We start from the raw sequence: 22,552 nt of genomic DNA on the forward strand, positions 1-22,552 counted from the left end.
ATTTTCCGCGACGATTCTGGTACAACTAAACGGCTACAAATTTTTCTATATTGAATTAGGGCACTCCATGAGCTATCGGATGAATCGCCGCGCCTATGCGGAAACCTTTGGACCAACCGTGGGCGATCGCGTCCGGCTCGCCGACACGGAGTTAATCATCGAAGTGGAGCAAGACTACACCACTTACGGCGATGAGGTGAAGTTTGGTGGCGGTAAGGTGATTCGGGAAGGCATGGGACAGTCGCCAATCACCAATGCAGATGGGGCGGTAGATGCGGTGATTACCAACGCGCTCATCCTGGATTGGTGGGGCGTTGTCAAAGCCGATGTGGGGATTAAAGATGGCAAAATTCACGCGATCGGCAAAGCGGGAAATCCTCATATTCAGGACAATGTGACGATTATTATTGGTCCCGGCACCGAGGCGATCGCCGGAGAGGGAATGATTCTGACAGCGGGCGGCATTGATACTCACATTCACTTCATCTGTCCTCAACAAATTGAAGTGGCGATCGCTGCTGGCATTACCACCATGATTGGCGGCGGCACCGGACCGGCAGCAGGCACCAACGCCACCACCTGCACACCGGGACCCTGGTATATGCATCGGATGTTGCAGGCTGCCGATGCCTTTCCGATGAATCTAGGCTTTTTGGGTAAAGGCAACAGCGGCAAACCAGAAGGACTTGTGGAACAGGTAGAAGCGGGGGCGATGGGATTGAAGCTGCATGAGGATTGGGGCACGACTCCAGCGGCGATCGACACTTGCCTTAGCGTTGCCGATGAGTATGATGTGCAAGTTGCTATCCACACCGATACGCTGAATGAATCTGGCTTTGTGGAAGATACGATCGCCGCTTTCAAAAATCGTGTGATCCACACCTATCACACCGAAGGCGCAGGCGGCGGACACGCGCCCGACATCATCAAAGTTTGCGGTCAGGCGAATGTATTGCCTTCTTCCACCAATCCCACCCGTCCTTACACAATTAACACGTTGGACGAACACCTGGATATGTTGATGGTCTGCCATCACCTCGACCCGGCGATCGCGGAAGACGTTGCCTTTGCCGAATCCCGGATTCGTCGCGAAACTATTGCCGCCGAAGACATTTTGCATGATCTCGGTGCGTTCAGCATGATCTCCTCTGACTCTCAGGCAATGGGGCGCATCGGCGAAGTAATTATCCGCACCTGGCAAACTGGGCACAAAATGAAAGTGCAGCGGGGCAACCTCTCAGAAGATTCCAGCCGCAACGACAACTTCCGCGCCAAACGCTATATCGCCAAGTACACAATTAATCCCGCGATCGCTCACGGCATCGCTGACCATGTGGGCTCCGTAGAAGTGGGCAAACTCGCCGATCTTTGCCTCTGGCGACCTGCCATGTTTGGCGTTAAACCCGAAATGGTGATCAAAGGCGGCATGATTGCCTGGGCGCAAATGGGCGATGCCAACGCCAGCATTCCCACGCCCCAACCCGTGCATATGCGCCCCATGTTTGCTAGCTATGGCGGCGCGATCGCCCACACGTCCCTCACCTTTGTGTCCAAAGCGGCGCTCAAAAAAGGGATTCCTGATGAACTGGGCTTGCAGAAAAAAGCGATCGCGGTTTCCAACATTCGCCAACTGACCAAGCGCGACATGAAGCTCAACGATGCGCTACCCCACATGGAAGTAAATCCCGAAACCTATGAAGTCCGTGCCGATGGGCAACTGCTCACCTGCGAACCCGCCACCATCCTCCCCATGGCACAGCGCTACTTCCTGTTTTAATTCATGGTTAACGTTCTTGTTTAAAGCGGGAACGTTTTTGTTTTCAGTGAGAACGTTCCTGTTTCAGGTAGGACGATTCCTGTTTCAAATAGGAATAATGCGGGTTGAAACAGCAATCGTCTTGTTTCAAGTGAAAACACTCCTGTTTTAAGTGAGCTGGTTTCTGGTTGAAACGACACAGTTCTTGTTTTAAGCTAAAACGTTCCGGTTACAAATGAGACCGTTGCGGTTTCAAACAGGAGTTTTCCTATCCTGAACTACGACAGTTTGGTTTTAAGCAAGACAGTTCTAGTTTTGGGCAAGACTGTTGCCAAATCAAATCTCAAATTTCCAGTTAGATCGAGAATTCCAGATCGAAATCTCCAAAAGTAACCTGAAATCGGGTGGAAAATTTATACTTCGGAGGCTACAACAGAGATAGTTTTCTTTCATTACCCATAAATTTATGCTGGAAGTCATTACCCTGGCGTTGGCGACCCCGATCGCAAAAATTATTTTAGATAAACTCTACGAAGGCATGGGGAGTAAACTGGGCGAAAAGGTATCAGAAGCGGCATCTGCACCGATTCAAAAGTTGGGACAGGCGGTATGGAATCGCTGCTTTAAGGGCAAACCAGGAACCGAGAAGGTTTTAGAAGCAGCAGCTAAAGGTTCGGAGCCAGAACTAAAGCAAATCCAGGACTACCTGCAAAAGGAAATGGAGAATCCTGAATTTGTGGGTATGGTGCAGCCGATCGCTCAGGAAATCCATCAGGTGCTCGTGCAGATGGATGATGTGAATGCGGAGAATGTCCAGCAGAATGCGCGGGACGGGTTTCAAAATATCGGGACTGAAGGACCGATTCTTCAAGGGATTAAGGATTCACCGATTACTTTCACAACGCACAACTACCACGGTGTAAAGCCGACAGATTGACTGGAGCCGCCTGAACGGGAACAGGCAAAGTTAAACTCCACACACAATCTTGACCAACGCGGCACGGATATTTTCGTTGGACGAGAGCAGGAATTAATCGATCTGCACAAGGTATTGCAGGGAGAGAATGCTGTGGCAATTTCGGCAATCTCTGGCATGGGCGGGATTGGCAAGACCGAATTGGCAGTGCAGTATGCATGGGAACATTTGGCGCAGAAAACCTATCCGGGTGGCGTGGTTTGGTTAAAAGCACGGGAAGACGTGGCAACGCAAATTGTGCTGTTTGCCCGATCGCTGCCGATGCCGCAACCACACGATGATTTTGAACTGGCAGAGAAGGTGAAGTTTTACTGGCGCAACTGGCAAGACGCGAAAACGCTGGTGATTTTGGATGATGTCCAGAATTATGGTGCCATCAAACCGCTGCTGCCAGTAGACCCGCGCTTCAAAATTTTGCTGACCACTCGCTGGCGGTTGCAATCGCCCGTACAGGATTTTGAAATCAAGGTGCTGTCGGAGGAGAAGGCGATCGAGTTGCTAAGGGCGATCGTTTTTGATGGACGAATCGACCAGCAAATTGATGAAGCCAAGCGAATTTGTCAGTGGTTGGGCTACTTGCCACTGGGCTTGGAGTTGGTCGGGCGATATCTGGCGCGAAAACCGGATACATCGTTGGCAACCCTGTGGCAACGCTTGCAGGACAAAAAGCTGAACGCGAAAGCGCTGAAAGATGCCGTCCCGGAAATGCCCGCAATTCTGGGAGTCACCGCCGCTTTTGAATTGAGTTGGGACGTGTTGGATGAGCTAGCGCAACAGTTGACAGCATTGCTGAGTCTGTTTGCCCTGGCAGAGATTCCCTGGACGTTGGTAGAAGCGTGTTTACCGGAGGAAGACCCAGAAGCGTTAGAAGATCGGCGGGATGAGTCGCTGGTCTCCCTACATCTGCTGGTACGCACCGGACAAGGCACGTACCAACTGCACCAACTGCTGCGCGAGTTTTTTGCGGCAAAACGGGCGGAAATGGCAGTAGATGAAGAGATGAAGCAAGCATTCTGCCGGGTGATGTCAGCTGTGGCAGATCAGATGCCAATAAACCCAACCCGATCGCAGATTGAGCAATTTGCCCCGGTCATTCCCCACCTGAAGGAAGTCGCCGACACTCTCCATCCCTGGCTCACCGATGCTGATGTAATTAAACCCTCTACCCGAATTGCTCAGTTCTATGAAGGACAGGCAGCCTACGCCGAGGCACTACCCTGGTATCAACACAGTTTAGAAATCGCAGAAACCAGATTAGGAGCAGAGCATCCCCATGTCGCCACCAGCCTCAACAATCTGGCAGGACTCTACCAATCCCAAGGACGCTACAGCGAGGCAGAACCGCTGTACCTCAGAGCGCTAGCAATCTATGAACAGCAGTTGGGCGCAGACCATCCCGATGTCGCCACCAGCCTCAACAATCTGGCAGGACTCTACGAATCCCAAGGACGCACCAGCGAGGCAGAACCGCTGTTCCTCAGAGCACTGGCAATCAGGGAACAGCAGTTGGGCGCAGACCATCCCGATGTCGCCACCAGCCTCAACAATCTGACATTACTCTACAAATCCCAAGGACGCACCAGCGAGGCAGAACCGCTGTACCTCAGAGCGCTGGCAATCCTGGTCGAGAAACTGGGAGACAACCATCCCAATACCCAAACGGGGCGGCAAAACTTCCGGTTCTTGTTGCAGCAAGTGATTCAGGCGGGGCAAACGGCGCAGCTATCGGAGCATCCGCTGACGCAGAAACTCATTCAGCAATTACAAATGCAGAATCAGGAATGACTGGATGGCAAGGCGGTTGTTTTATCCAGTGGTCTTGTTTAGTAACAGCCCAACGCTGAAACGGTGTAGGTATTGCCGATCGCCCGTAATCCACCCACGCTGGCATTTACCTGATAAGGCGTGGCATTAGGCCTCGCTGGCCCCTGAATGTTGTAAGGCTTGCCTTCGGGTAGCTTCAGAGTCCGCACGAAAGCCTTATCTGCGGTGTCGTTATTGTATTTTAGAAACATGGCAATATCATATTCACCCCCATTTTTAGGCACAATGCGAACAACATAACGCCTAAAACTTTGGCTGCTGGGCACCACAAAATCCGTACTCCAGTTGTTCCGAGTGATGCCAGTACCTGGAGGGGAGACTGATTTTTGCGCCTGAGTTCCCTTACCATCTACAACTGCCAACGCTGTGCAGGATTGCGCCGTCGCTGAATTCATGAAGCCCACCGCCCCCCAGTAGACCTGATAATGCCCGCGATCGCAATAGTTTCTAACTGATTCATGGTTGACAGCCTCAGTAAGTTCGGTGCCTCTTCAGTGTTTTCTGTTCTGCCATAACTCACATCCCCAAAAAGAGAGATAAAGCCAAAGTTGCGACCTCCCGGTTTTTAGACCGATTTACCCAAAGTCACACAGGGAAGTCTGGCAGCATGTTGGTTTCCACTTGTTTGGCGATCGCCGCCCGATACACACTAGTAAAGTGATTGGGTGCAACATCGCCGGTGTAATAGAGAAAAGACCAGTTTTGCCCAACATGGCGAAAATCTGAATTTTGGGTTTTAGAAGGAGGCACTGCTGGCACGGAATCCGCCAGGTTGAAAATCCGATACATATTAGGAACTGCCCCACTCAGAAATTCAGCAAATGCAAGATTGCCCACCCTGGGAGATGCATAAGTATAGAGCCGCAATTGGGGTTTCATCCTAGAGCTTGATAAATCCGAAGCGGCAAAGGTCGCGAGGGCAGCCCCCAAACTATGCCCGGTTAGGTAGCAAGGTGCGGCAGGATTCAACAGTTTGGCTGCCGCCTGCACTTGCGTTTGCACATTGGTATAAAACGACTGAAATCCTCTGTGAACTTTGGCAGCCTTTGCACCCGCTTGCACATAGTCCACTTGTCTAACTTGAAGATTAGAAATCCAGTCATCAGAGGTTTGAGAACCGCGAAACACAATGATGTTGCCCTGTTTAGAGGTTAAGGCAAAGCCCAAATAGACACTTCTAGGGTTAGCGACTCGCTGCAATGCTCTGGGAAGTCTGTCGCGAATTTCCTGAGGCAGTTGGCGTTCGATTGCGTCGAGGGGCAATTGCTGCAAAATTTTAGGAATCACAGTGCCCTGAAGCGATAATCCTAGTAGTTCTTCCTGTGCTTTAAAGGCTGCAACCTCAGTATAGCCATCCAACAGAGGCGTATAGCTTTTCAGAGATTTGATTGAGCCATCATAGGCAGGGTTTGCGATGCCAGCCGCATATTGATCGTAAGCAATATCACAACACTGAATCATCAGCTTGGATAGGGTGCGATCGTAGGGAACAGTCGGCTGCACTAAGCCATCTTCAACTTTAGGAGGACTATTCGGATCGCCATCATAATCAAATAATGCGGGTGGTCCTTTTGGTTCTCCGTTGTTCTTGTTAGGTGTAGGAGGTTCAGCTGCTTGGATGGAATGCTGTTGAGTCGCGATCGCGCTTGCAGTACCCGCTGCCAATCCAGTTAGCAACACCTTCCGCCGAGTTAGCTTAGTCATGCTTGCACAGGAAAAAATTACCTCCCAAATCATCCTTCCTTCACCCAGGTTGTGCAAGAGCAAATGTAGGAATACGTAGTAAATTGGGGTGCGGAGTTTTGAGTTGTTTTTCTGTCTTTCCCTTCTGTTGCCTAGCTCCTGTCCCTTAGCTTCTAACTTCATTGATCAGGATATACATTCCTCACTTAGGGATTGCGGTAATCTATTGCAAGCATCTAGTAATTTCCAAAATGCTCTATCTGAGTAGGCACAAAAAGCGATCGCAGCCGTCTTTTATTCAAGTGCAGGATAGTGGATGAACCTACCTTGAAACTTCGATTGAGGGCGTTAGAATCAAACTGCACAGCAAGTTTCAGACAATCTCTAAGCATCTACAGTGCATAGGTGTACATAGAAGTAATTGACAGAGAAACTTATACTATTCAGCTAGAGGCGGTAGGCTATCTAGAAAGGTGAGAGGAGTTTATTGTGCAAGTTGTAAAAGAATACGTTCAACGATGGTATGAAAGCGGGCTTGACCCTGATGAATACATTTGCCATCGCAAAAACGGAAATATGGTTGAAATTGAGAACGCTACAGGCAAACGCCAAGTAGTGTTAACCTTTTGCACCAATGATGTTTTGGGATTAACTCAAGACGAGTCGGTTAAACAAGCGGCGATCGACTCCATTTTGCAGTATGGAACTTCTAATAGTTCCTGCTCAGTTCTCAGCGGTCGAATTGATTTACACCGTCAGTTAGAAGATGAAGTGTCTGCCTTTAAGCATTTACCCCACACGCAGCTATTTTTGAATGCGTGGATGGCAATGCAGGCATTGATGGATGCCTTCTGCCACTTAGCAATTCCTGTCCCAGGCTTTCAGCACACTCGCGAAACGCTGATTTTGACTGATGTTCTGAACCACGGCTGTATTGTCTCAGCGATCGCCAATGCCGGAACCCGCTCTGGAAAACTGTTTGGACATAGCCCACGGGTGCGGGTGCGCGCCTATCGCCATTGCGATGTCCAGGATTTGGCTCGTAAGTTGCAGCGGTATGTTCGTCCCGGCGATCGCATCATGGTCGTCTCCGATGCGGTGTTTTCCATGGACGGCGATATTGCGCCTTTACCCGAAATGATTGACGTACTGTCAAACTATCCCGGTAGCGTATTGGTCATGGATGAAGCCCATGCTACCGGAGCGCTGGGTGCCACTGGACGCGGCATTTATGAGTATTTCAATTTAAAGCCCCAAGATGCGATCAATCGCGGGGTGATTCCGCTGATTATGACAACGTTTTCAAAGTTTGGTGCATCCGTAGGAGCAGCAATCAGCACCCACATTGCAGAACTCAAACCCCTACTGAGTGTATCGCCGACCTCCATTGGCACTTGCTCTTTAGCTCCACCGCTGACTGCTGCTGCTTTGCAATGCATTCGGATTGTGCGCGATCAGCCTGAACGGGTGACCCGGTTGCAGGAGAACACGCAATATCTGCGATCGCGTCTCAAAGCCCACGATTTTCTGGCGATCGGTGAAACGAATGTAGTGCCCGTCATGCTGCCCCCGGAAATTAACCCTAAAATCTACGCCAGAGAACTATTGGAGTATGGCGTTTGGGTTTCGCCTATTTGGTTCATCGCCAAGCCCCGCGTCCGGATTACCGTCAACGCTTTGCATACTCGCGAAGAAATGGATCGTTTAGCGACCACCATGGCAAAAGCCCGCGATTTACTCTACGAGCCAACCATCAGCGCTTAAAGCTGTGCTTAAAAACCTGTTTTCTGCTTTGACCTTCTTCTTAGCTAGGGAGAGGGTTTTTTATGTTCCCTTTGCTCTTCTCAGCCAGATGCCCCGCAACCCGGCGTTCTGTGCTGCCTGATAGTCTTCTGTAAAACTATCGCCAATATGCCAAGCGTCTTGCGGTTGGCACTTGTGTTTGTGCAATGCCACCTCAAAAATTCGAGAGTCTGGCTTAGCGGTGCCGGCTTCAGTTGAAATGGTGATGGATTCAAAAAAATCCATTAGATTTAACCCTTGCAGAACTGAATAAATTCGGGAATCGAAATTAGAAAGAACACCAAGGGAAATGCCTAATTGCTGCCAGCGTTTCAGGGCGATGGGCGCATCGGGATACACTTGCCACGGGTCAATCGCGGCAAAATAGGCAAACAACTCTGCAAAAAACGCCTCAAAATCAGAAAATTGGTGCAGGGCATCGACGTGCTGAAAGGTTTCCACCGCGATGTCAAACCACCAGGCATATTCTTTAGCTTTTAGCTCCGAGGAATCGCACGCCGGAAAAGCCGGAGAACCCGACGCCTGAAAGCTTTTAAAGAATGCCTGGTTTAGTGCTTCAGCAGGAAGATCTACGCCAAAACGACCGGCCACTTTGGCGTATTGCTCACCGACGCTGCCCTGCACCCCAAACAGCGTTCCCACTGCATCTAAAAAGATGACCGAGGGGCTATCGCTCATGTTACTTACGTCCTGTTTCTGCCCAAACGCGAGTCGGCAAACCCCACACATAGACGAACCCTTTCGCCGCCTGATGGTCAAAGACATCCTCTTTGCCGTAGGTTGCCAAATCAGGTGTATACAGCGAGTGAGCAGACTTGCGCCCCACCACACTATGGGTTCCCTTAAACAGCTTCACCCGCACCGTTCCAGTCACCCGCTCTTGAGTGCTTAGCACAAACGCATCTAACGCATCTTTGAGGGGGCTGTACCAAAGCCCGTTATAGACGAGTTGGGTGTAGGTTTGCTCAATACCGCGCTTATATTGAGCGACATCCGCCGTCAGCGTTAAGCTTTCCAAGTCACGGTGGGCATCAATCAGCAACAACATCGCAGGCGTTTCATAAATCTCGCGCGATTTAATTCCTACCAGGCGGTTTTCGATCATGTCAAGCCGACCTACACCGTGCTTGCCAGCCATTTCGTTCAGTTGGGTAATCAAAGCGATCGCGTCAGGTGTTGCGCCGTTGATACTAACGGGAATGCCTTTTTCAAAGCCAATTTCTATATATTCTGGCTCGTTGGGCGTGTTGGCGATCGCCGTCGTCATCGTATAAACATCTTCTGGTGCTTCAATCCAGGGATCTTCCAGTATGCCAGCTTCCACCGCCCGTCCCAACAGGTTTTCATCAATACTATAGGGCGACGATTTTTTCACGGGTGACGGAATGCCAAACCGTTCACCGTAAGCGATCGTTTCTTCCCGGCTCATGCCCCATTCCCGCGCTGGAGTGAGCACCTTCAGGTTTGGATTGAGCGCCGCGATCGAAACATCAAACCGCACCTGGTCATTCCCTTTGCCTGTGCAGCCATGAGCCACTGCATCCGCACCATATTTTTCGGCTGCATCTACCAGCAGTTTTGCAATTAGAGGACGAGCCAGCGCCGTGGATAGCGGATAGCGATTCTCGTACAGCGCATTGGCTTGAATTGCTGGAAACGCATAATCCTTCACAAAGCTCTCGGTCGCATTAATCACCAAAGACTCTAAAGCGCCCGACTTAAGAGCCTTTTCGCGGACTGGCTCCATGTCAGATTCCTGTCCCAAATCCGCCGCTAGCGTAATCACCTCTTCTACGCCCCACTCCTGCTTTAGGTAAGGAATGCACACCGAAGTATCAACTCCGCCGGAGTATGCCAGCACAACTTTATTAGCGCGACCCATGTTCTTTCTAGGCTTACCGAAACAACTGAACCATTATCCAGTGAATGTACACTTTTTCTTGTTAGAGAAGGTACAAATTGGTAAAAAGCGGAAGCAAGGTTGATATTTCGGCTCTTTTCTCTTGGCTCCTTCCTATAATTCTTCTTGAAGTTCTAATTTGCGGATAATCGGGACGGGCGATAGTTTAGGATGGGCGGTTGAGTGCACGGAGAAGGCATCATGCCGATGGAACTTCAATTTGGGCGAGAAATCTGCGGACGGCTAGATTTGGCAGAGTCGCGGGAGTGGCTGGTGACCAATGGCATTGGCGGATATGCATCGGGCACCGTGGCAGGAATACTGACCCGCTGTTATCACGGCTTGCTGGTGGCGGCGCTGAATCCACCCGTAGGGCGAACGCTGATGCTGACGAAGCTAGACGAAACGGTGCAATATAGTAGTGGAACTAATCAAGATGAGTCTCGTTACTATCCACTTCATACAAATCGGTGGACGGGTGGCTCTGTAGAACCGCAAGGGTTTCGTCAGATTGAACGCTTTGCATTGGAAGGCTCGATTCCGACTTGGCGATATGCCTGTGCCGATGCGCTGATTGAAAAACGGATTTGGATGCAGATGGGGGCGAATACGACCTATGTGCAATATCAGGTGCTTCGTGCGTCACAACCTTTGAAGCTAGTGCTTAAGGCGCTGGTCAATTACCGAGACCATCACAGTCGAACTCAGCGAGGGGGGTGGCAGATGACGGTGGTGCCCTTAGATCACGGGATATGCGTGGCGGCGTTTCCCGAAGCCACTCAACTGACACTGCTGAGCGATCGCGCTGAGGTGACTCCTACCCATGATTGGTATTATGGCTTTGATCTAGCCCTGGAGCGAGAACGGGGATTGGGCGATCGCGAAGATCATCTCCATGTCGCAACTCTGCACGCGACTTTGGCAGTCGGCGAGTCTTTAACGATCGCAGCTAGCACTGAACGCAAGCCCGATCTGAATGGGGAAATTGCTCTCAAAAATCGCCGCATTCATGACAGCAAACTACTGGGATTGTGGCGCTCTAACCGTGCGGTTGAATCTAAAGATGCCATTACTAATCGGTTAGTGCTAGCAGCCGATCAATTTATCGTTAACCGTTCATCTCCCGCAGATCCTCATGGAAAAACCGTAATTGCAGGCTATCCCTGGTTTAGCGATTGGGGTCGAGATACCATGATTAGCCTGCCGGGACTGACCCTCGCCACTGGGCAACCTGAAATTGCCCGCTCCATCCTGCGAACTTACGCCCGCTACGCCGATCAGGGCATGATTCCTAACCGTTTTCCTGATGCGGGAGAACTGCCAGAATACAACACGGTAGATGCGACCCTATGGTACTTTGAAGCCCTGCGCGCTTACTATGCCGATACCGAAGATGATGATCTGGTTCAAGAACTCTTTCCTGTCTTGGCAGATATTATCGATTGGCACTGTCGCGGCACTCGCTTCAACATTCACCTTGATCCAGCGGATGGCTTACTGTATGCCGGAGAAGCGGGGGTGCAACTCACTTGGATGGATGCAAAGGTAGGCGATTGGGTCGTCACGCCCCGAATTGGCAAGCCTGTGGAGGTGAATGCTCTCTGGTACAACGCGCTGCGAACAATCGCAAAATTAGCGCGTCGCGTCGGCAAACCCCATCAGGAATATGAGGCGATCGCGGATCGCGCCCTTGCCCGATTTAGCCGCTTCTGGATCGCTGATTTGGGATACTGCTACGATCTGCTTGATAGTCCAGAGGGCGATGATGACTCCCTGCGCCCCAACCAGATTTTTGCCGTTTCCCTCCCCGAAAGTCCACTCACGGCGGCTCAACAAAAAGGTGTAGTGGATACTTGCGCCCAAACATTACTCACCTCTCACGGGCTGCGATCGCTGGCTCCCAATCATCCCAGCTATCAAGGCACCTATCGTGGCTCTCCCATTCAGCGGGATGGAGCCTATCATCAAGGCACTGTATGGGAATGGCTATTGGGACCCTTTGCGATCGCGCATTTGCGGGTTTACAACAACCCTGCTCAAGCGCGTGAGTTTTTAGAACCGATGATGAATCACCTGATTGACTATGGCGTTGGCAGCCTGGGCGAAATTTGTGATGGAGATGCCCCCATGCAACCGCGCGGCTGCATTGCTCAAGCTTGGACAGTTGCCGAAATCCTCCGAGCCTGGATTGCCACAGAGCCGGTTTCTAGCTAAGTTCTACAAACTCCCTTCGTTTGCCTACTCATCCATCTAAAATCTCTATTTAGACGGTTGCTTAGAACACGGTTTATTGCGGAGCTTCTGGCTCAGAATACATTCCATCGATCAGCTAATTCATCAAGGAGGCCTGGAAGATGAGTGTGGTCAATGATTCGCAAGCCGTTGCTCAATCGCAAGCAAACGAAGACTATCCATTAACGGCTGTTCCCTCAGAAGCAAGGCGATCGCTGCTGTCAATGGCGTTTATGCTGTTAGGCTTCACGCTTTACTCTGGGACATTTTTTGCGGGTGGATTAGTTGGTCCAGCCTTCCGTTTTTTTCCTGACTTGATCGGGCTGTTAGTGGTGGGCAACCTGATTCTCGGCGGCTACGCCGCAGCACTGGGCTACATTGCTTCCAAAACTGGACTTTCTACAGTATTGATGGCGCGATTTAGCTTTGGCAGCGTGGGGTCTCGCTGGGTAGATTTTATTCTCGGTTTTACCCAAATCGGCTGGTATGCTTGGGGATCAGGGCTGATCGCGGATTTGCTGAATAAGCTGGCAGGTGTACCACAATCTTGGAACTGGCTGATCATCCTATTTTTCACGTATTTCTTTTGCATTACTGCCTACATTGGCTATCGAGCCATGGATTGGTATAGCCGCATCGCCGTTCCTGCAATTATTATTTTGATGCTGTGGAGTCTATCGATCTCAGTGGGTCAGGCAGGCGGCTTTGCGGGCGCTCAAGCCATTCAACCGACCACACAAATGGGTGTCGGTGCCGCCCTAACTATTATCGTTGGCACATTCATCTCTGGTGCAACTCAAGCCACTAACTGGAGTCGGTTTGCAGACTCGCCTCGAACGGCAACTTTAGGAACCTTAGCGGCTTTCTTCATTGCCAACGGTTTTGTTGTTTTTGGGGGTGCTTTCTGCGCTTTGGTTTATCAGGACTTTGACATGGTGTCAGTCATGGCAAAGCAGGGACTTTTGATTCCTGGATTTATCCTGCTATTCCTCAATATGTGGAGCACTCAGGACAATACTATCTATGCGTTCTCGATCGCATTTTGCCATATGTTCCGCACCCAAAAGCGCACATTCTTCGTTTTAATTGGTGCCACGATCGCCTTTGTACTGACTTTGGGTGGAATCTATGAAAGCAAACAGTTCATCAACTTCTTAATTTTGTTGGGAACGTTCATTCCGCCGATTGGTGGGGTGGTGATGGCAGATTACTGGTTATACCGACGCGGACAGTTTCCGGCGTTAGACGAGCCACAGCCTGCTTTTAACTGGTCTGGCATTACCGCCTATATCGTAGCCTCTGCGATCGCCTATTACTCGTCTGGCATTAAGCCAATCAACGGCATCATTGCTGCCGCAGTTCTTTACTTTCTTCTGACTAAGCTAATACCGAATAATCGCAGCAGTGGAACAATCAAGTAGCGATCGTTGAACGAAATGTAAATCGCGGTTGCATTAGAAATGCCTTAGCAAAAGCAGTACGGGAGGGTCTCAAAAATCTTTTAGAATAAACCTAACTATTGAGACGCGGCTATGCTGTCATCTGACCTGCAACATACATTGCCAAGCAGCGATGAATTAATCGATTCGGATGATTTTCCCGTGGATAATGAGGAGCAAAATTTTGTCCCCAATGTGTTGCTGTTCCTGCTGGAATACATCTGGAAACATCGGAACGATTGGTTCTTTGCCGTCGATATGGGCGTATATCACACTACCGGGGCACATCCTAGGGTTCCTATTGTCCCTGACGGCTTTTTGAGTCTAGGAGTAGAGCGGCGCAAGGGTGGCAAATCACGCAAGAGCTACGTTCTGTGGGAGGAAAATGGAATTTCACCCATCTTAACGTTGGAAGTCGTCTCTCAAACTCCGGGCGGTGAATACGACGACAAGCTGGAAATTTATGCCAAGTTAGGTGTGTTGTACACCATCGTCTACAATCCGCAGTTTTGGCGGCGCGATGGACATTTGCCATTTGAAGTTTATAAACTGGTAGACGGTTTTTATAAGCTTCAAGTGGGAGAGCCGTTTTGGATGCCGGAGATTGGCTTAGGGCTTGGGCGCTGTCAGTTACCCGACGATCCGCTACAGCGAGAAATTTTGAGCTGGTATGATGGCAAGGGCGATCGCTCGATGAACGAAGCGGAGACAGAGCGGCAACGGGCGGATCAACTAGCGGAGCGACTGCGGCAGTTGGGAGAAGATGTGTAGAACCTATCAGCCATCCTTACGACTCTTTCAGTCCATCACCTGTAGTATCAATCTGCACAACAGAGTGACAAAAACCAGACTGAGCCAATGATAAGCATGGAGAGCGATTCTAAGCTTTAAATCAGTGAACTAACTAGCATCGAGTGATATCAATAGGACTGCTATGAGTGCCAAGGCTGCCCGTCGCTATACTCTTCTGTCGATCGCCGCTGCAATTTTAACCATTGGGTTGAAAACAGGGGCTTATTTGCTGACGGGTTCTGTGGGGCTGCTGTCGGATGCGATGGAGTCGGGGGTAAATCTGGTGGCAGCGGTCGTGGCGTTTTGGGCACTCTCCTATGCCGCGCAGCCTGCCGATGAAGATCATCCTTTTGGGCATACCAAAGCGGAGTATTTTTCCAGCGGCATTGAAAGCATTTTGATTGTGATTGCGGCAATTAGTATTGCGATCGCAGCTTGGGGACGGCTATTTCACCCGGAACCGATTGAACAAGTTGGGTTGGGGTTAGCATTATCTTTTGTTGCCACCGTAGTCAATGGCGGCGTTGCCTGGATATTGCTGCGTGCCGGAAAACGATTGCGTTCCATTACCCTGCGTGCAGATGCCCACCATTTGCTAACCGATGTCTGGACATCCGTCGGAGTAGCGATCGCCATCTTGCTAGTTAAATTGACGGGTTGGCTAATCCTTGATCCAATCATTGCTCTAGTGGTCGCGGTCAACATTGTTTGGGCAGGGTTTCGGCTCTTGCAAGAGACGGGGACTGGGTTAATGGATAGCGCCATTTCGATCGCTGACCAAGCCCAAATCATAGAAATTTTAGAACCTTACAAGCGTCAAGGTATTCTATTTCACGCGCTGAAAACCCGCAATGCTGGCTCCCGGAGCTTTGTCACCTTTCATATATTGGTGCCCGGTGAATGGAGCGTTCACACTGGACATGATCTGTGCGAGGAGATCGAACTGGCAATTATTCGCGCCTTACCTGGAATCTATGTGATGACTCATTTAGAACCAAAGGAAGATCCTAGTTCTTGGCTAGATCAAGATCTCGATCGCGCTCCTCAAGGTATCGATTCAATAGCCCCCTAACAGTTTCCAAGCACTGCTGCACCGTTTATACGGCCACCCTTGATAACAGCAATGCTATGTGTCAGTCGCTATGTTGCTTTTCGGTAAATGGCGCAAAGCCGACTGGGCTTGAAGATCTTTGCTTTAAACATAAAATTGGGCGGCACATTAATGATGATGTGATCGGTAGAAGTATGGAAAGGTTCAAATTCAGCCGGCATTCCTTTAGGCGTGGCAGCCGTGTAAGGAATGGGCTGAAACAAGAGCTGTGTGAACTCGACCGATGAACAGCCAGCCGTTTGAGAAATTTCTTGCAAAAAGGTTTCCGCCGTCAAGAGGGCAAATAGTGCTGCTTTTGCCTCAGATTCTAAAGAAAAGCTGCTGTCGAAATGCTCAATAATTTTAAGCGCCATAAGAAAAACCAGGAGTTGTGAATTAGGGCTGGGGTGGAGTGGTCACTTCGGGCAAAGTTTGTCCAAGACGGGGTTCGGTGCCTGCCACCAAACGCTGAATGTTGGTGCGGTGTCGCCAGATCACATAAACGCCGCCAGCAATTCCAAACAGAAGAGAAGGTAGCGGTTGGTGATTGGCGACCATTAGCCCAGACACCGCGATCGCGCCCATAATTGAGCTAATTGACACAATCCGCGTCACACCCAAAACCGCTAAAAATACTATCAGCGTTCCCAATCCAACAATCCAGTTCAGAGCGAGCAACACGCCTAAACTGGTTGCTACCGATTTGCCACCCGTAAAGTTAAGAAACAACGATTTGCTGTGACCCAACAGCGCTACCATTCCTGCCAGAGTGACTATCCAGGGCAACCACACGGATGGGTCAACAGTCATTGGCACCAATGGCTGGACAAATTCAGACCCATACAACCAGCGAAACAGGGCGATCGCGGCTGATCCCTTGAGAATATCGACAAGCAGCACAATCAACGCTGGCAGCTTGCCCACTGTTCTCAACACATTCGTCGCACCTGTGGAGCCAGATCCTTGCTCCCGAATATCAAACCCTTTCACCAACCGACCCGCCCAATAGCCACTAGGTAATGATCCCAGTAGATAGGCAACTAGCAATAACAAACCGTTGAGCGTCAGCCAAAGAACCATAAGAAGGGTGTTAGGAGTTAGAACTTGAGAGCATTTTTCAGAAAAACTTACCCGATATTACCCCGTTTTTGGTTCTGAGTTTCTAGCCTTTGTCTTTTTAAGATCAGTAATTGGAGTAGCTAGGAGCTTGAGGATTGGGCGCAAAGGCTAACCAGAGCGGATATTGCAACAGGGTTAAATCAATCTGCTCTTCGGTTTCGTCAATCACCACAAGCGGCAGCAAACCGTCTTTGACCATGCGATCGGCTTTTTGAGACAGCACGAAGGGATCTTCAAACAATGCGGCACCGCGATCGGGACCAAAATCGCTGCGAGTAATGCCCAAACAGTCTTGCAAGCCTCTGCGCCATTCACCCAATCGTTCGGGAGAATCGGCTAATACTAGCGTGGTTTGGCGATCGCCATAGAGCTCTTGCAATATCGAAACAATGGCAGAGGTAATCAAAATATTTTGCAGCCGACTGCCCATAGTGCGCAGGGCACCCCGCCCACCCTGGGTAAAAAACCAATTAGAAACCCGTTCTGCATGAACCGGTTCAAACGTGCGTCGTAGCTGCCACGGCGGGCCGTAATAATCGGGGCGGCTGCGGTACTGATCGATCAAACTGCGGATCTTTTTGGTTTGAGCTTGAAAGCTTTCATCGGCAAATTTGGGCGTAGGCGGCTGGGCGGGCGCTGCGACTACGGTTATGGGGAGCTTTTCGGGTTCTTTAAACTTGGTTAGCTCCAATTGGTCAGCGGCTAGTGCCAAATCTTGGAGGCTGCCGACCAGGTATTCTTTAAAGCTTTGCACCCGAATGGCAAGGTCTTGAGAGGTTCCGGCAAACGTGGTTCGCATTTCAGCTCGAATCCGTTCTTGACGGCGCTCTAGCTGCTCTACGGTAATTTGCAAATCTCGCTTCCGCTGTTCCAGATCTTTTAAGCCGTCTTGAAGCAAAGAAGTAAGCGCCCCTTGAGTCGCTGTCACCTGTCCTTGCAATTCAGACTTCAGTCCTTGTAACTGAGCAATATACTGCTGCAACGACTTTTCCTGGCGTTGCAACTCTGCAATCCGCTGTTCCAGATTCACGGGGGCAACTCCGCCAAACGGCACTTTTGCAATCACAGTATCGTCAGGAATCGCCGCTTCAGCCGTTTCATCAGGTTCAGGTAAAGAGGTGACTTCTTCATCGATCAGCGATCGCATAGAGGCTTCTTGAATCCCCAGTGATTCTTCGTTTTTTGCAGTATCAACAGGGAGTTCATTGGGAGTCATAACCAGTTTATGCTTGGGTAAAGGACGAAAGAGAATGGCAGTTAGGAAATGCGAGGGCAGCGTGCTTCCAGGCAGGTTCGTAACATTTTAGGATCAAATAAAACGGGTAGGAAGTGGATGCTGTTGACTTCCTTGAAATAGAACAGAATGGGCACCGGAGTCCAGAAGATGCGCCAATTTTGCCACTCCTGGTAGGGAAATCGACGGATTAAGGTGTCGCCTCGATAAATATCTAAATCGGATTGGGTAAACCGCAGTCTTAAAGTAGCAGCCTGAATAAACAGGAACAGACCAAAGAGGGCGATCGCGCCACTTACCCAAACCTGCACCAAAAACAGCGGCAACGCCAAAAACACTAAGGCGATCGGCAACCAAAAACTCGGCAACAGTTCAATCGTTGAGTCAGGGATGGGAGAAGGAACAGTTGTCACAGTAGTCACAATTTATATTGATTGACTTTTCCATTGTATGGGGTTACCAAGCTGTCAGCGAGCAGAAGATAGCCAAGTCACGTTCCAGGAATTGTGGAAGTGCCCACGCCCTGAAACATAAGCCAGGATAGGAGAAAGTCGCTAATGAAAATTGCCAGCAGCGAGGTTACCACAGCGGTAGTAGTGGATTGTCCCACGCCCTTTGCCCCTCCAGTGGTTGTTAGCCCCCAGCTACAGCCAATAATCGCAATCATTGACCCAAAAACAAGAGATTTAATTGGAGCACTAAACAAATCCCATAGTTCGAGAAAATTTTGGATTGATTCCAGAAATAGGGTCTGGGAAATACCGTATACATTGGTTGCCACAAGATAGCCACTGCCTAATCCAATGAATAACGAAAAAACCGTCAGCAGCGGCAACATGATGCAGCAAGCCAACACTCGCGGAATGACCAAATACTCAATCGGATCTGTTTTTAGCACATACAGTGCATCAATTTGTTCGCTGACGCGCATGGTTCCGAGTTCGGCCGCAAATGCCGATCCAACCCGACCTGCCAGCACCACGGCTGTAAGCACGGGAGACAACTCGCGACTGAGCGCGAGCGCCAATACACCTCCCACGGCACTTTCTGCACCCAAACTAATAAACTCTCTAGAAACCTGAATTGTGAATACTGAACCAATACAAATAGCAGTCATCAGCACAATCAACAAAGAAGCGGGACCGACGAGCGCCATTTGCGCTAGCGTATTCCGGCGATGAATCCGCCCGGTGAATAAGCGGACGATTACCTGCCCACCGAGCAAGACCGCCGCCAAAAGCCGTTGACTCCAAATCCCTAAACTAGAAATAGACCGCGTTTCACTCACCGAAAGTACTGAGCCGAGAATCTCCTGTCAGAATAGCTGAATTATGGCGCAGTGGGCATAGGTATTGTTTATTTACAAGCTTGTTTGATGTTGATAACGTTTACTGCTGCTATGTGCGCTAGCTGGAGTCGTCTTAGGGCGATCGCGCTGGACGAGCATAAAATCCCAAGTGGTTAGCAACAGGGCGCTCTCGCATCGGAATTTTGGTATGAACGGGTGAGTTCAACACAGTTGCGCCTGTTGGAGTTTCAACCACGAGGGTAGTTGAACCCCCTCCATCCAAATTGACCGCAGCATCTGCTCCAATCTGAATTGCAATCTGCGCCAGTTCTGCCAATGTCACTCCTTCGCTATACAACCACTGCTTACCATCAACAACGATTAGCCAAAGTTTTTCTCCCTGCTGATCAATTGCTACTGCCGTTCGAGCATAAATACCGTCACTGTCTGCCGTTTTTGTCTTTGATACGGTCGGTTTCCCCTCCGCTACCACCATGGCGTTTCCAGCGACTGCCTGCGTTGTGTCTTTTGGACACTCTCCATTGGCAACGATTTGGGCGCGGTGTGCCATCAAGCATAATGCTGCCCAGCCTGACTCCGCAGGTGAGTATAGTCTGCCGTTTGATATAGCCAGCCCAACGGCATTAACGCGATCGCCGCTGTGAGGAAAGTAGTTCCAGGGTGACTCTTCCGCAAAAGGATAGAAAAAACTGGCATTCACCGCAACTTGCAGCTTAAAATCCTGCAAAAATTCTGAAGCAGTACGGGCATTGAGTTCACGATTATCCGAGGCAAGCTTTCCAGGTGTGACCAGTGCTTGAATTCCGGATGCAGTCAGATCAAGGGCAATGATGTGAATCATCACTGGACGTGGCAACTGGCGAAACTCACGGCGATATTCAACCCCCGGAAACAGCATTTTCTTCAAGTCAGATTGAGGTGGACGTTGAGCCACCATCCAGCCAAATCCAGCGATCGGTAAGGATAATATGCTGATACCCACCAGAGTAGGAACGATCTTAAAAAGAAAGTTCATGGAAGGGAGATTTATTTGAGTTTTGAGCCTATGCATTCTCGATCTCGCTCATACACTAATCAAGATTTGAGAAATCAGTCTTTTCGAGGGCAATCGCTGAATGGAGCCGATTTTAGCGGGGCAGATTTGCGTGGATGTGACTTTAGTGGAGCGGAATTGATAGGCGCAAACTTTGAACGGATGAAAACGGGACAAACAGCTCGGCAGCAAGTGATTTGGATGGGAATTGCGATCGCTGTTTTTTTGATTTCTGGTCACGCTATGAGTCTTTTGGGATCAGGTGCGTTAGGGCAAACTCCCAGCGATCGCGGTTGGGGATACGTGCTTGCCCTCTACATCAGTCTATGCGCTGCGGGAATTATTTCAGGACTGCGAATCGTTTGGCCGCCTCGTTCTAGGGCAAATCACTGGGCTCTTGTTCTCTCGGCAATGATAGCAGCGGCAGTGAGCGGATTTTATTACGCAGGTATTGCTATGGAAAAAAATCCCCAATGGGCGATCGCGGGGGCAGTGGTGAGCAGCGTGTTCACTGGGCTGGTGTTAAACCGATGGCGTGGGATAAGCGGGGCAATTGCGGCAACTATGGCAGGCACAGTCATGGGATACGGAGCAGCATTTTTAACAGGCGCTATGGCAATCGGTTTTCTTAGCACGCAGCATTTTGCGGGAGGACTGTTGTTGGGCTGCCTCACCCTTGTCCTAATTTGGCTAACGCTTCAGTCCTTAAAGCTAACCTGGCACCAGATTCATCAGGCCCCCGGCACCCTGTTTCGTTGTGCAAACCTGACCAATGCCCAATTTGATGGCGCTTCTCTAATCCATACCGATTTTTCTAAGGCGCAGCGATCATAGGCTTAACGCGAGCTCAATGGCAGTTGACGTTTCACCTATCTCTGACTCTCAGTTCCCATTAATAATCTATATACACCCTTGCAAGTGTTTTGAGGGCAGTGAATGCTAGCGATCGCCAACGCTTTCACCTTTATATGTTCCTGAAATATAATACGCTCTTACTACTCTGCTGCCATATCAGCAGACTTTTTTCCAAAAATTGATGCAATCTTTACTAAAGCAAAACAAAGGATGAAGTTTCTGGCTTGCAGTACCACGCTCGAAGTCCAAGATGGGCAATCTAGCCGTATCAACTAAGAGTACGAAGAGGAAACCCCATGAAAATCACTACCGCCAGCGCTCTGATTTTGACATTGCTCACTACAATTGCAACCTCTCCAGCCCGTGCTCAAGAGGAAAATTTCAAATATCAGTGCGAAGATGGTAAAACCTTTGAAGTGTTTGTTAGACCAGACAAAGCCAGACTGAAGCTAGATGCAAAAACCACTCTAAAGTTGCTGCCATTAGATGCGAGAGAGGGACTAAAATTTGCCGCTAATCGCACCCTGCTAACGATGGTCAACAAAGATGCGTCCATTGCAATCAACGACAGGTCGGTTTATAGCAATTGCGTTGCTCAGTAAGCAGATTTCCTACAAAGTTGCCTGTAACTAAAGTTTGTATGGAGTGGCTGAAACAAGAAATCCTTCTAGCCATTTGAGCAAGCATTCCAGTTGTGTGATAGTTACCAGCTTTTGCTGCCATAAAACAACTGGTAGTCGGTTTAAGTTTTGACACTGTTGAACAATACCAGGAATTTTGTCCGAGGGGATTGCTAACTCTTCTTGCAGAAATCCGATCAGCTGCTTAGTTGGACCTTCCATAGTATTCATAGTACACATGCAACAGTTAATTTCTTTCACACCAGTAACCGATTAGAACTGCTTTACCAGAACAGATGACAGGTCATCAACAATCTGAATTCTTCCTCGACGGAGTCCATAAAGCAGTCTGTCAACCAAATGCAAATCTTCTTGAGTTGAGCTTGCACTGGTAATTGTGGCCATAATGCCATATCGATCGGCTAGTGTGAGTCTACCTGTAGAGGTAGTTTGAGCAAACAATTCTGGTAAGGCAGTGGGTAAAAGACAAATTGAAATCATGGGTTTGTGTTGAATTTAGTGATCCCACTATCGTCTCTTTATGGAACGCTTCGGGTGATTAGCAAGACTATGAGGATGTGAAATATGAAGACAAAATATGTGACTTAGATCACTGGAAATAATTGCAGTTAGCCTGAATCTGTCGCGCTCTAAATCTATGTGGTAGTTGAATCCGGTTTTGTTGCACCGTTTTCTAATAATGTCGATAGCTCAAAAATCAGATTAAAAAATCAACAGAGATAAAAATACTGCCTAAAGAAATATATCTTGCTGAGGGTTTGTATTAACTGAATGAACTGATCTCGTTGATGTGGTCACCGATCAGAGTTTTCCACTCGCCTCAAAGCATGATCAGTATAATAATGAGAACGGTTTTCATATTAAGC

At 49.5% G+C, this 22,552-nt stretch carries 22 protein-coding genes; 10 read left to right on the forward strand and 12 right to left on the reverse strand.

Annotated elements, in window-relative coordinates; all coding sequences use genetic code 11:
- Positions 1-67 precede the first annotated feature (67 nt).
- From ureC to JOY44_RS18730, 3 genes are all read left to right on the forward strand, one after another.
- Complete coding sequence (gene ureC, locus JOY44_RS18720; RefSeq protein WP_171575091.1) at positions 68-1,777, forward strand: urease subunit alpha; 1,710 nt, start codon at positions 68-70, stop codon at positions 1,775-1,777.
- A gap of 445 nt (positions 1,778-2,222) precedes the next feature.
- The gene (locus JOY44_RS18725; protein ID WP_171575092.1) at positions 2,223-2,693 is read left to right on the forward strand and encodes a hypothetical protein; all 471 of its coding nucleotides are present in this window, start codon (positions 2,223-2,225) and stop codon (positions 2,691-2,693) included.
- 102 nt (positions 2,694-2,795) lie between these two features.
- Positions 2,796-4,517, forward strand: a complete 1,722-nt coding sequence (locus tag JOY44_RS18730) for a tetratricopeptide repeat protein (RefSeq protein WP_415881128.1) — start codon at positions 2,796-2,798, stop codon at positions 4,515-4,517.
- A 38-nt stretch (positions 4,518-4,555) separates the two neighbouring features.
- Here the strand turns inward: JOY44_RS18730 and JOY44_RS18735 are convergent, their stop codons facing one another.
- Positions 4,556-4,951 carry a hypothetical protein gene (locus JOY44_RS18735; protein WP_171575094.1) on the reverse strand — a complete coding sequence of 132 codons (396 nt, stop codon included), beginning with the start codon at positions 4,949-4,951 and terminating at the stop codon, positions 4,556-4,558.
- Between the two features lie 190 nt (positions 4,952-5,141).
- Positions 5,142-6,260 (reverse strand): lipase family protein, encoded by a 1,119-nt coding sequence (locus JOY44_RS18740; protein WP_171575095.1) that lies wholly within the window; start codon positions 6,258-6,260, stop codon positions 5,142-5,144.
- Positions 6,261-6,728: 468 nt separating this feature from the next.
- On the opposite strand from JOY44_RS18740, the gene JOY44_RS18745 reads away from it, so the two are divergent.
- Positions 6,729-8,003, forward strand: a complete 1,275-nt coding sequence (locus tag JOY44_RS18745; RefSeq protein ID WP_171575096.1) for an aminotransferase class I/II-fold pyridoxal phosphate-dependent enzyme — start codon at positions 6,729-6,731, stop codon at positions 8,001-8,003.
- A 60-nt stretch (positions 8,004-8,063) separates the two neighbouring features.
- Here JOY44_RS18745 and JOY44_RS18750 read toward each other — a convergent pair whose 3' ends face one another.
- Positions 8,064-8,720 (reverse strand): HAD-IA family hydrolase, encoded by a 657-nt coding sequence (locus JOY44_RS18750; protein WP_171575097.1) that lies wholly within the window; start codon positions 8,718-8,720, stop codon positions 8,064-8,066.
- Position 8,721: 1 nt separating this feature from the next.
- A complete protein-coding gene (locus JOY44_RS18755) occupies positions 8,722-9,924 on the reverse strand; it encodes an argininosuccinate synthase (protein WP_171575098.1) in 1,203 nt (400 codons plus the stop codon).
- Between the two features lie 219 nt (positions 9,925-10,143).
- Here JOY44_RS18755 and JOY44_RS18760 point away from each other — a divergent pair, with 219 nt between their 5' ends.
- The 4 genes from JOY44_RS18760 (at position 10,144) to JOY44_RS18775 (ending at position 15,477) form a co-directional block, all read left to right on the forward strand.
- Complete coding sequence (locus JOY44_RS18760) at positions 10,144-12,156, forward strand: amylo-alpha-1,6-glucosidase (protein ID WP_281063313.1); 2,013 nt, start codon at positions 10,144-10,146, stop codon at positions 12,154-12,156.
- Between the two features lie 140 nt (positions 12,157-12,296).
- Positions 12,297-13,595: a cytosine permease gene (codB, locus tag JOY44_RS18765; protein WP_171575099.1), complete on the forward strand. Its 1,299-nt coding sequence runs from the start codon at positions 12,297-12,299 to the stop codon at positions 13,593-13,595.
- 111 nt (positions 13,596-13,706) lie between these two features.
- Positions 13,707-14,384, forward strand: a complete 678-nt coding sequence (locus tag JOY44_RS18770) for a Uma2 family endonuclease (protein ID WP_171575100.1) — start codon at positions 13,707-13,709, stop codon at positions 14,382-14,384.
- A 163-nt stretch (positions 14,385-14,547) separates the two neighbouring features.
- Positions 14,548-15,477, forward strand: coding sequence for a cation diffusion facilitator family transporter (locus JOY44_RS18775; RefSeq protein WP_171575101.1), 930 nt, complete (start codon positions 14,548-14,550; stop codon positions 15,475-15,477).
- A 68-nt stretch (positions 15,478-15,545) separates the two neighbouring features.
- Here the strand turns inward: JOY44_RS18775 and JOY44_RS18780 are convergent, their stop codons facing one another.
- The 6 genes from JOY44_RS18780 to JOY44_RS18805 all read right to left on the reverse strand — a co-directional run bounded on the left by JOY44_RS18780 (position 15,546) and on the right by JOY44_RS18805 (position 20,172).
- Complete coding sequence (locus JOY44_RS18780) at positions 15,546-15,869, reverse strand: hypothetical protein (RefSeq protein ID WP_171575102.1); 324 nt, start codon at positions 15,867-15,869, stop codon at positions 15,546-15,548.
- Between the two features lie 22 nt (positions 15,870-15,891).
- Positions 15,892-16,575, reverse strand: coding sequence for a glycerol-3-phosphate 1-O-acyltransferase PlsY (gene plsY / locus JOY44_RS18785; RefSeq protein WP_171575103.1), 684 nt, complete (start codon positions 16,573-16,575; stop codon positions 15,892-15,894).
- Positions 16,576-16,678: 103 nt separating this feature from the next.
- On the reverse strand, positions 16,679-17,830 hold the full coding sequence (locus tag JOY44_RS18790; RefSeq protein ID WP_171575104.1) for a DUF3086 domain-containing protein: 1,152 nt from the start codon (positions 17,828-17,830) through the stop codon (positions 16,679-16,681).
- A gap of 41 nt (positions 17,831-17,871) precedes the next feature.
- Positions 17,872-18,261, reverse strand: coding sequence for a DUF3119 family protein (locus tag JOY44_RS18795; RefSeq protein ID WP_171576110.1), 390 nt, complete (start codon positions 18,259-18,261; stop codon positions 17,872-17,874).
- Between the two features lie 77 nt (positions 18,262-18,338).
- Complete coding sequence (locus tag JOY44_RS18800) at positions 18,339-19,136, reverse strand: MlaE family lipid ABC transporter permease subunit (protein WP_171575105.1); 798 nt, start codon at positions 19,134-19,136, stop codon at positions 18,339-18,341.
- A gap of 133 nt (positions 19,137-19,269) precedes the next feature.
- Complete coding sequence (locus JOY44_RS18805; protein ID WP_171575106.1) at positions 19,270-20,172, reverse strand: phosphodiester glycosidase family protein; 903 nt, start codon at positions 20,170-20,172, stop codon at positions 19,270-19,272.
- 30 nt (positions 20,173-20,202) lie between these two features.
- On the opposite strand from JOY44_RS18805, the gene JOY44_RS18810 reads away from it, so the two are divergent.
- Entirely contained in the window at positions 20,203-21,024 is an 822-nt protein-coding gene (locus tag JOY44_RS18810) for a pentapeptide repeat-containing protein (RefSeq protein ID WP_203032147.1), read from the forward strand.
- Between the two features lie 317 nt (positions 21,025-21,341).
- Positions 21,342-21,647 (forward strand): hypothetical protein, encoded by a 306-nt coding sequence (locus JOY44_RS18815; protein ID WP_171575108.1) that lies wholly within the window; start codon positions 21,342-21,344, stop codon positions 21,645-21,647.
- Positions 21,648-21,674: 27 nt separating this feature from the next.
- Here the strand turns inward: JOY44_RS18815 and JOY44_RS18820 are convergent, their stop codons facing one another.
- Both JOY44_RS18820 and JOY44_RS18825 read right to left on the reverse strand, forming a co-directional pair.
- Positions 21,675-21,905 (reverse strand): DUF2949 domain-containing protein, encoded by a 231-nt coding sequence (locus tag JOY44_RS18820; RefSeq protein WP_307822075.1) that lies wholly within the window; start codon positions 21,903-21,905, stop codon positions 21,675-21,677.
- A gap of 33 nt (positions 21,906-21,938) precedes the next feature.
- Positions 21,939-22,166, reverse strand: coding sequence for a hypothetical protein (locus JOY44_RS18825; RefSeq protein WP_171575109.1), 228 nt, complete (start codon positions 22,164-22,166; stop codon positions 21,939-21,941).
- Between the last annotated feature and the right edge of the window lie 386 nt (positions 22,167-22,552).

Origin of the sequence: Leptolyngbya sp. Cla-17 (assembly GCF_016807185.1) — a bacterium.
Classification (GTDB): domain Bacteria; phylum Cyanobacteriota; class Cyanobacteriia; order Leptolyngbyales; family Leptolyngbyaceae; genus ULC077BIN1.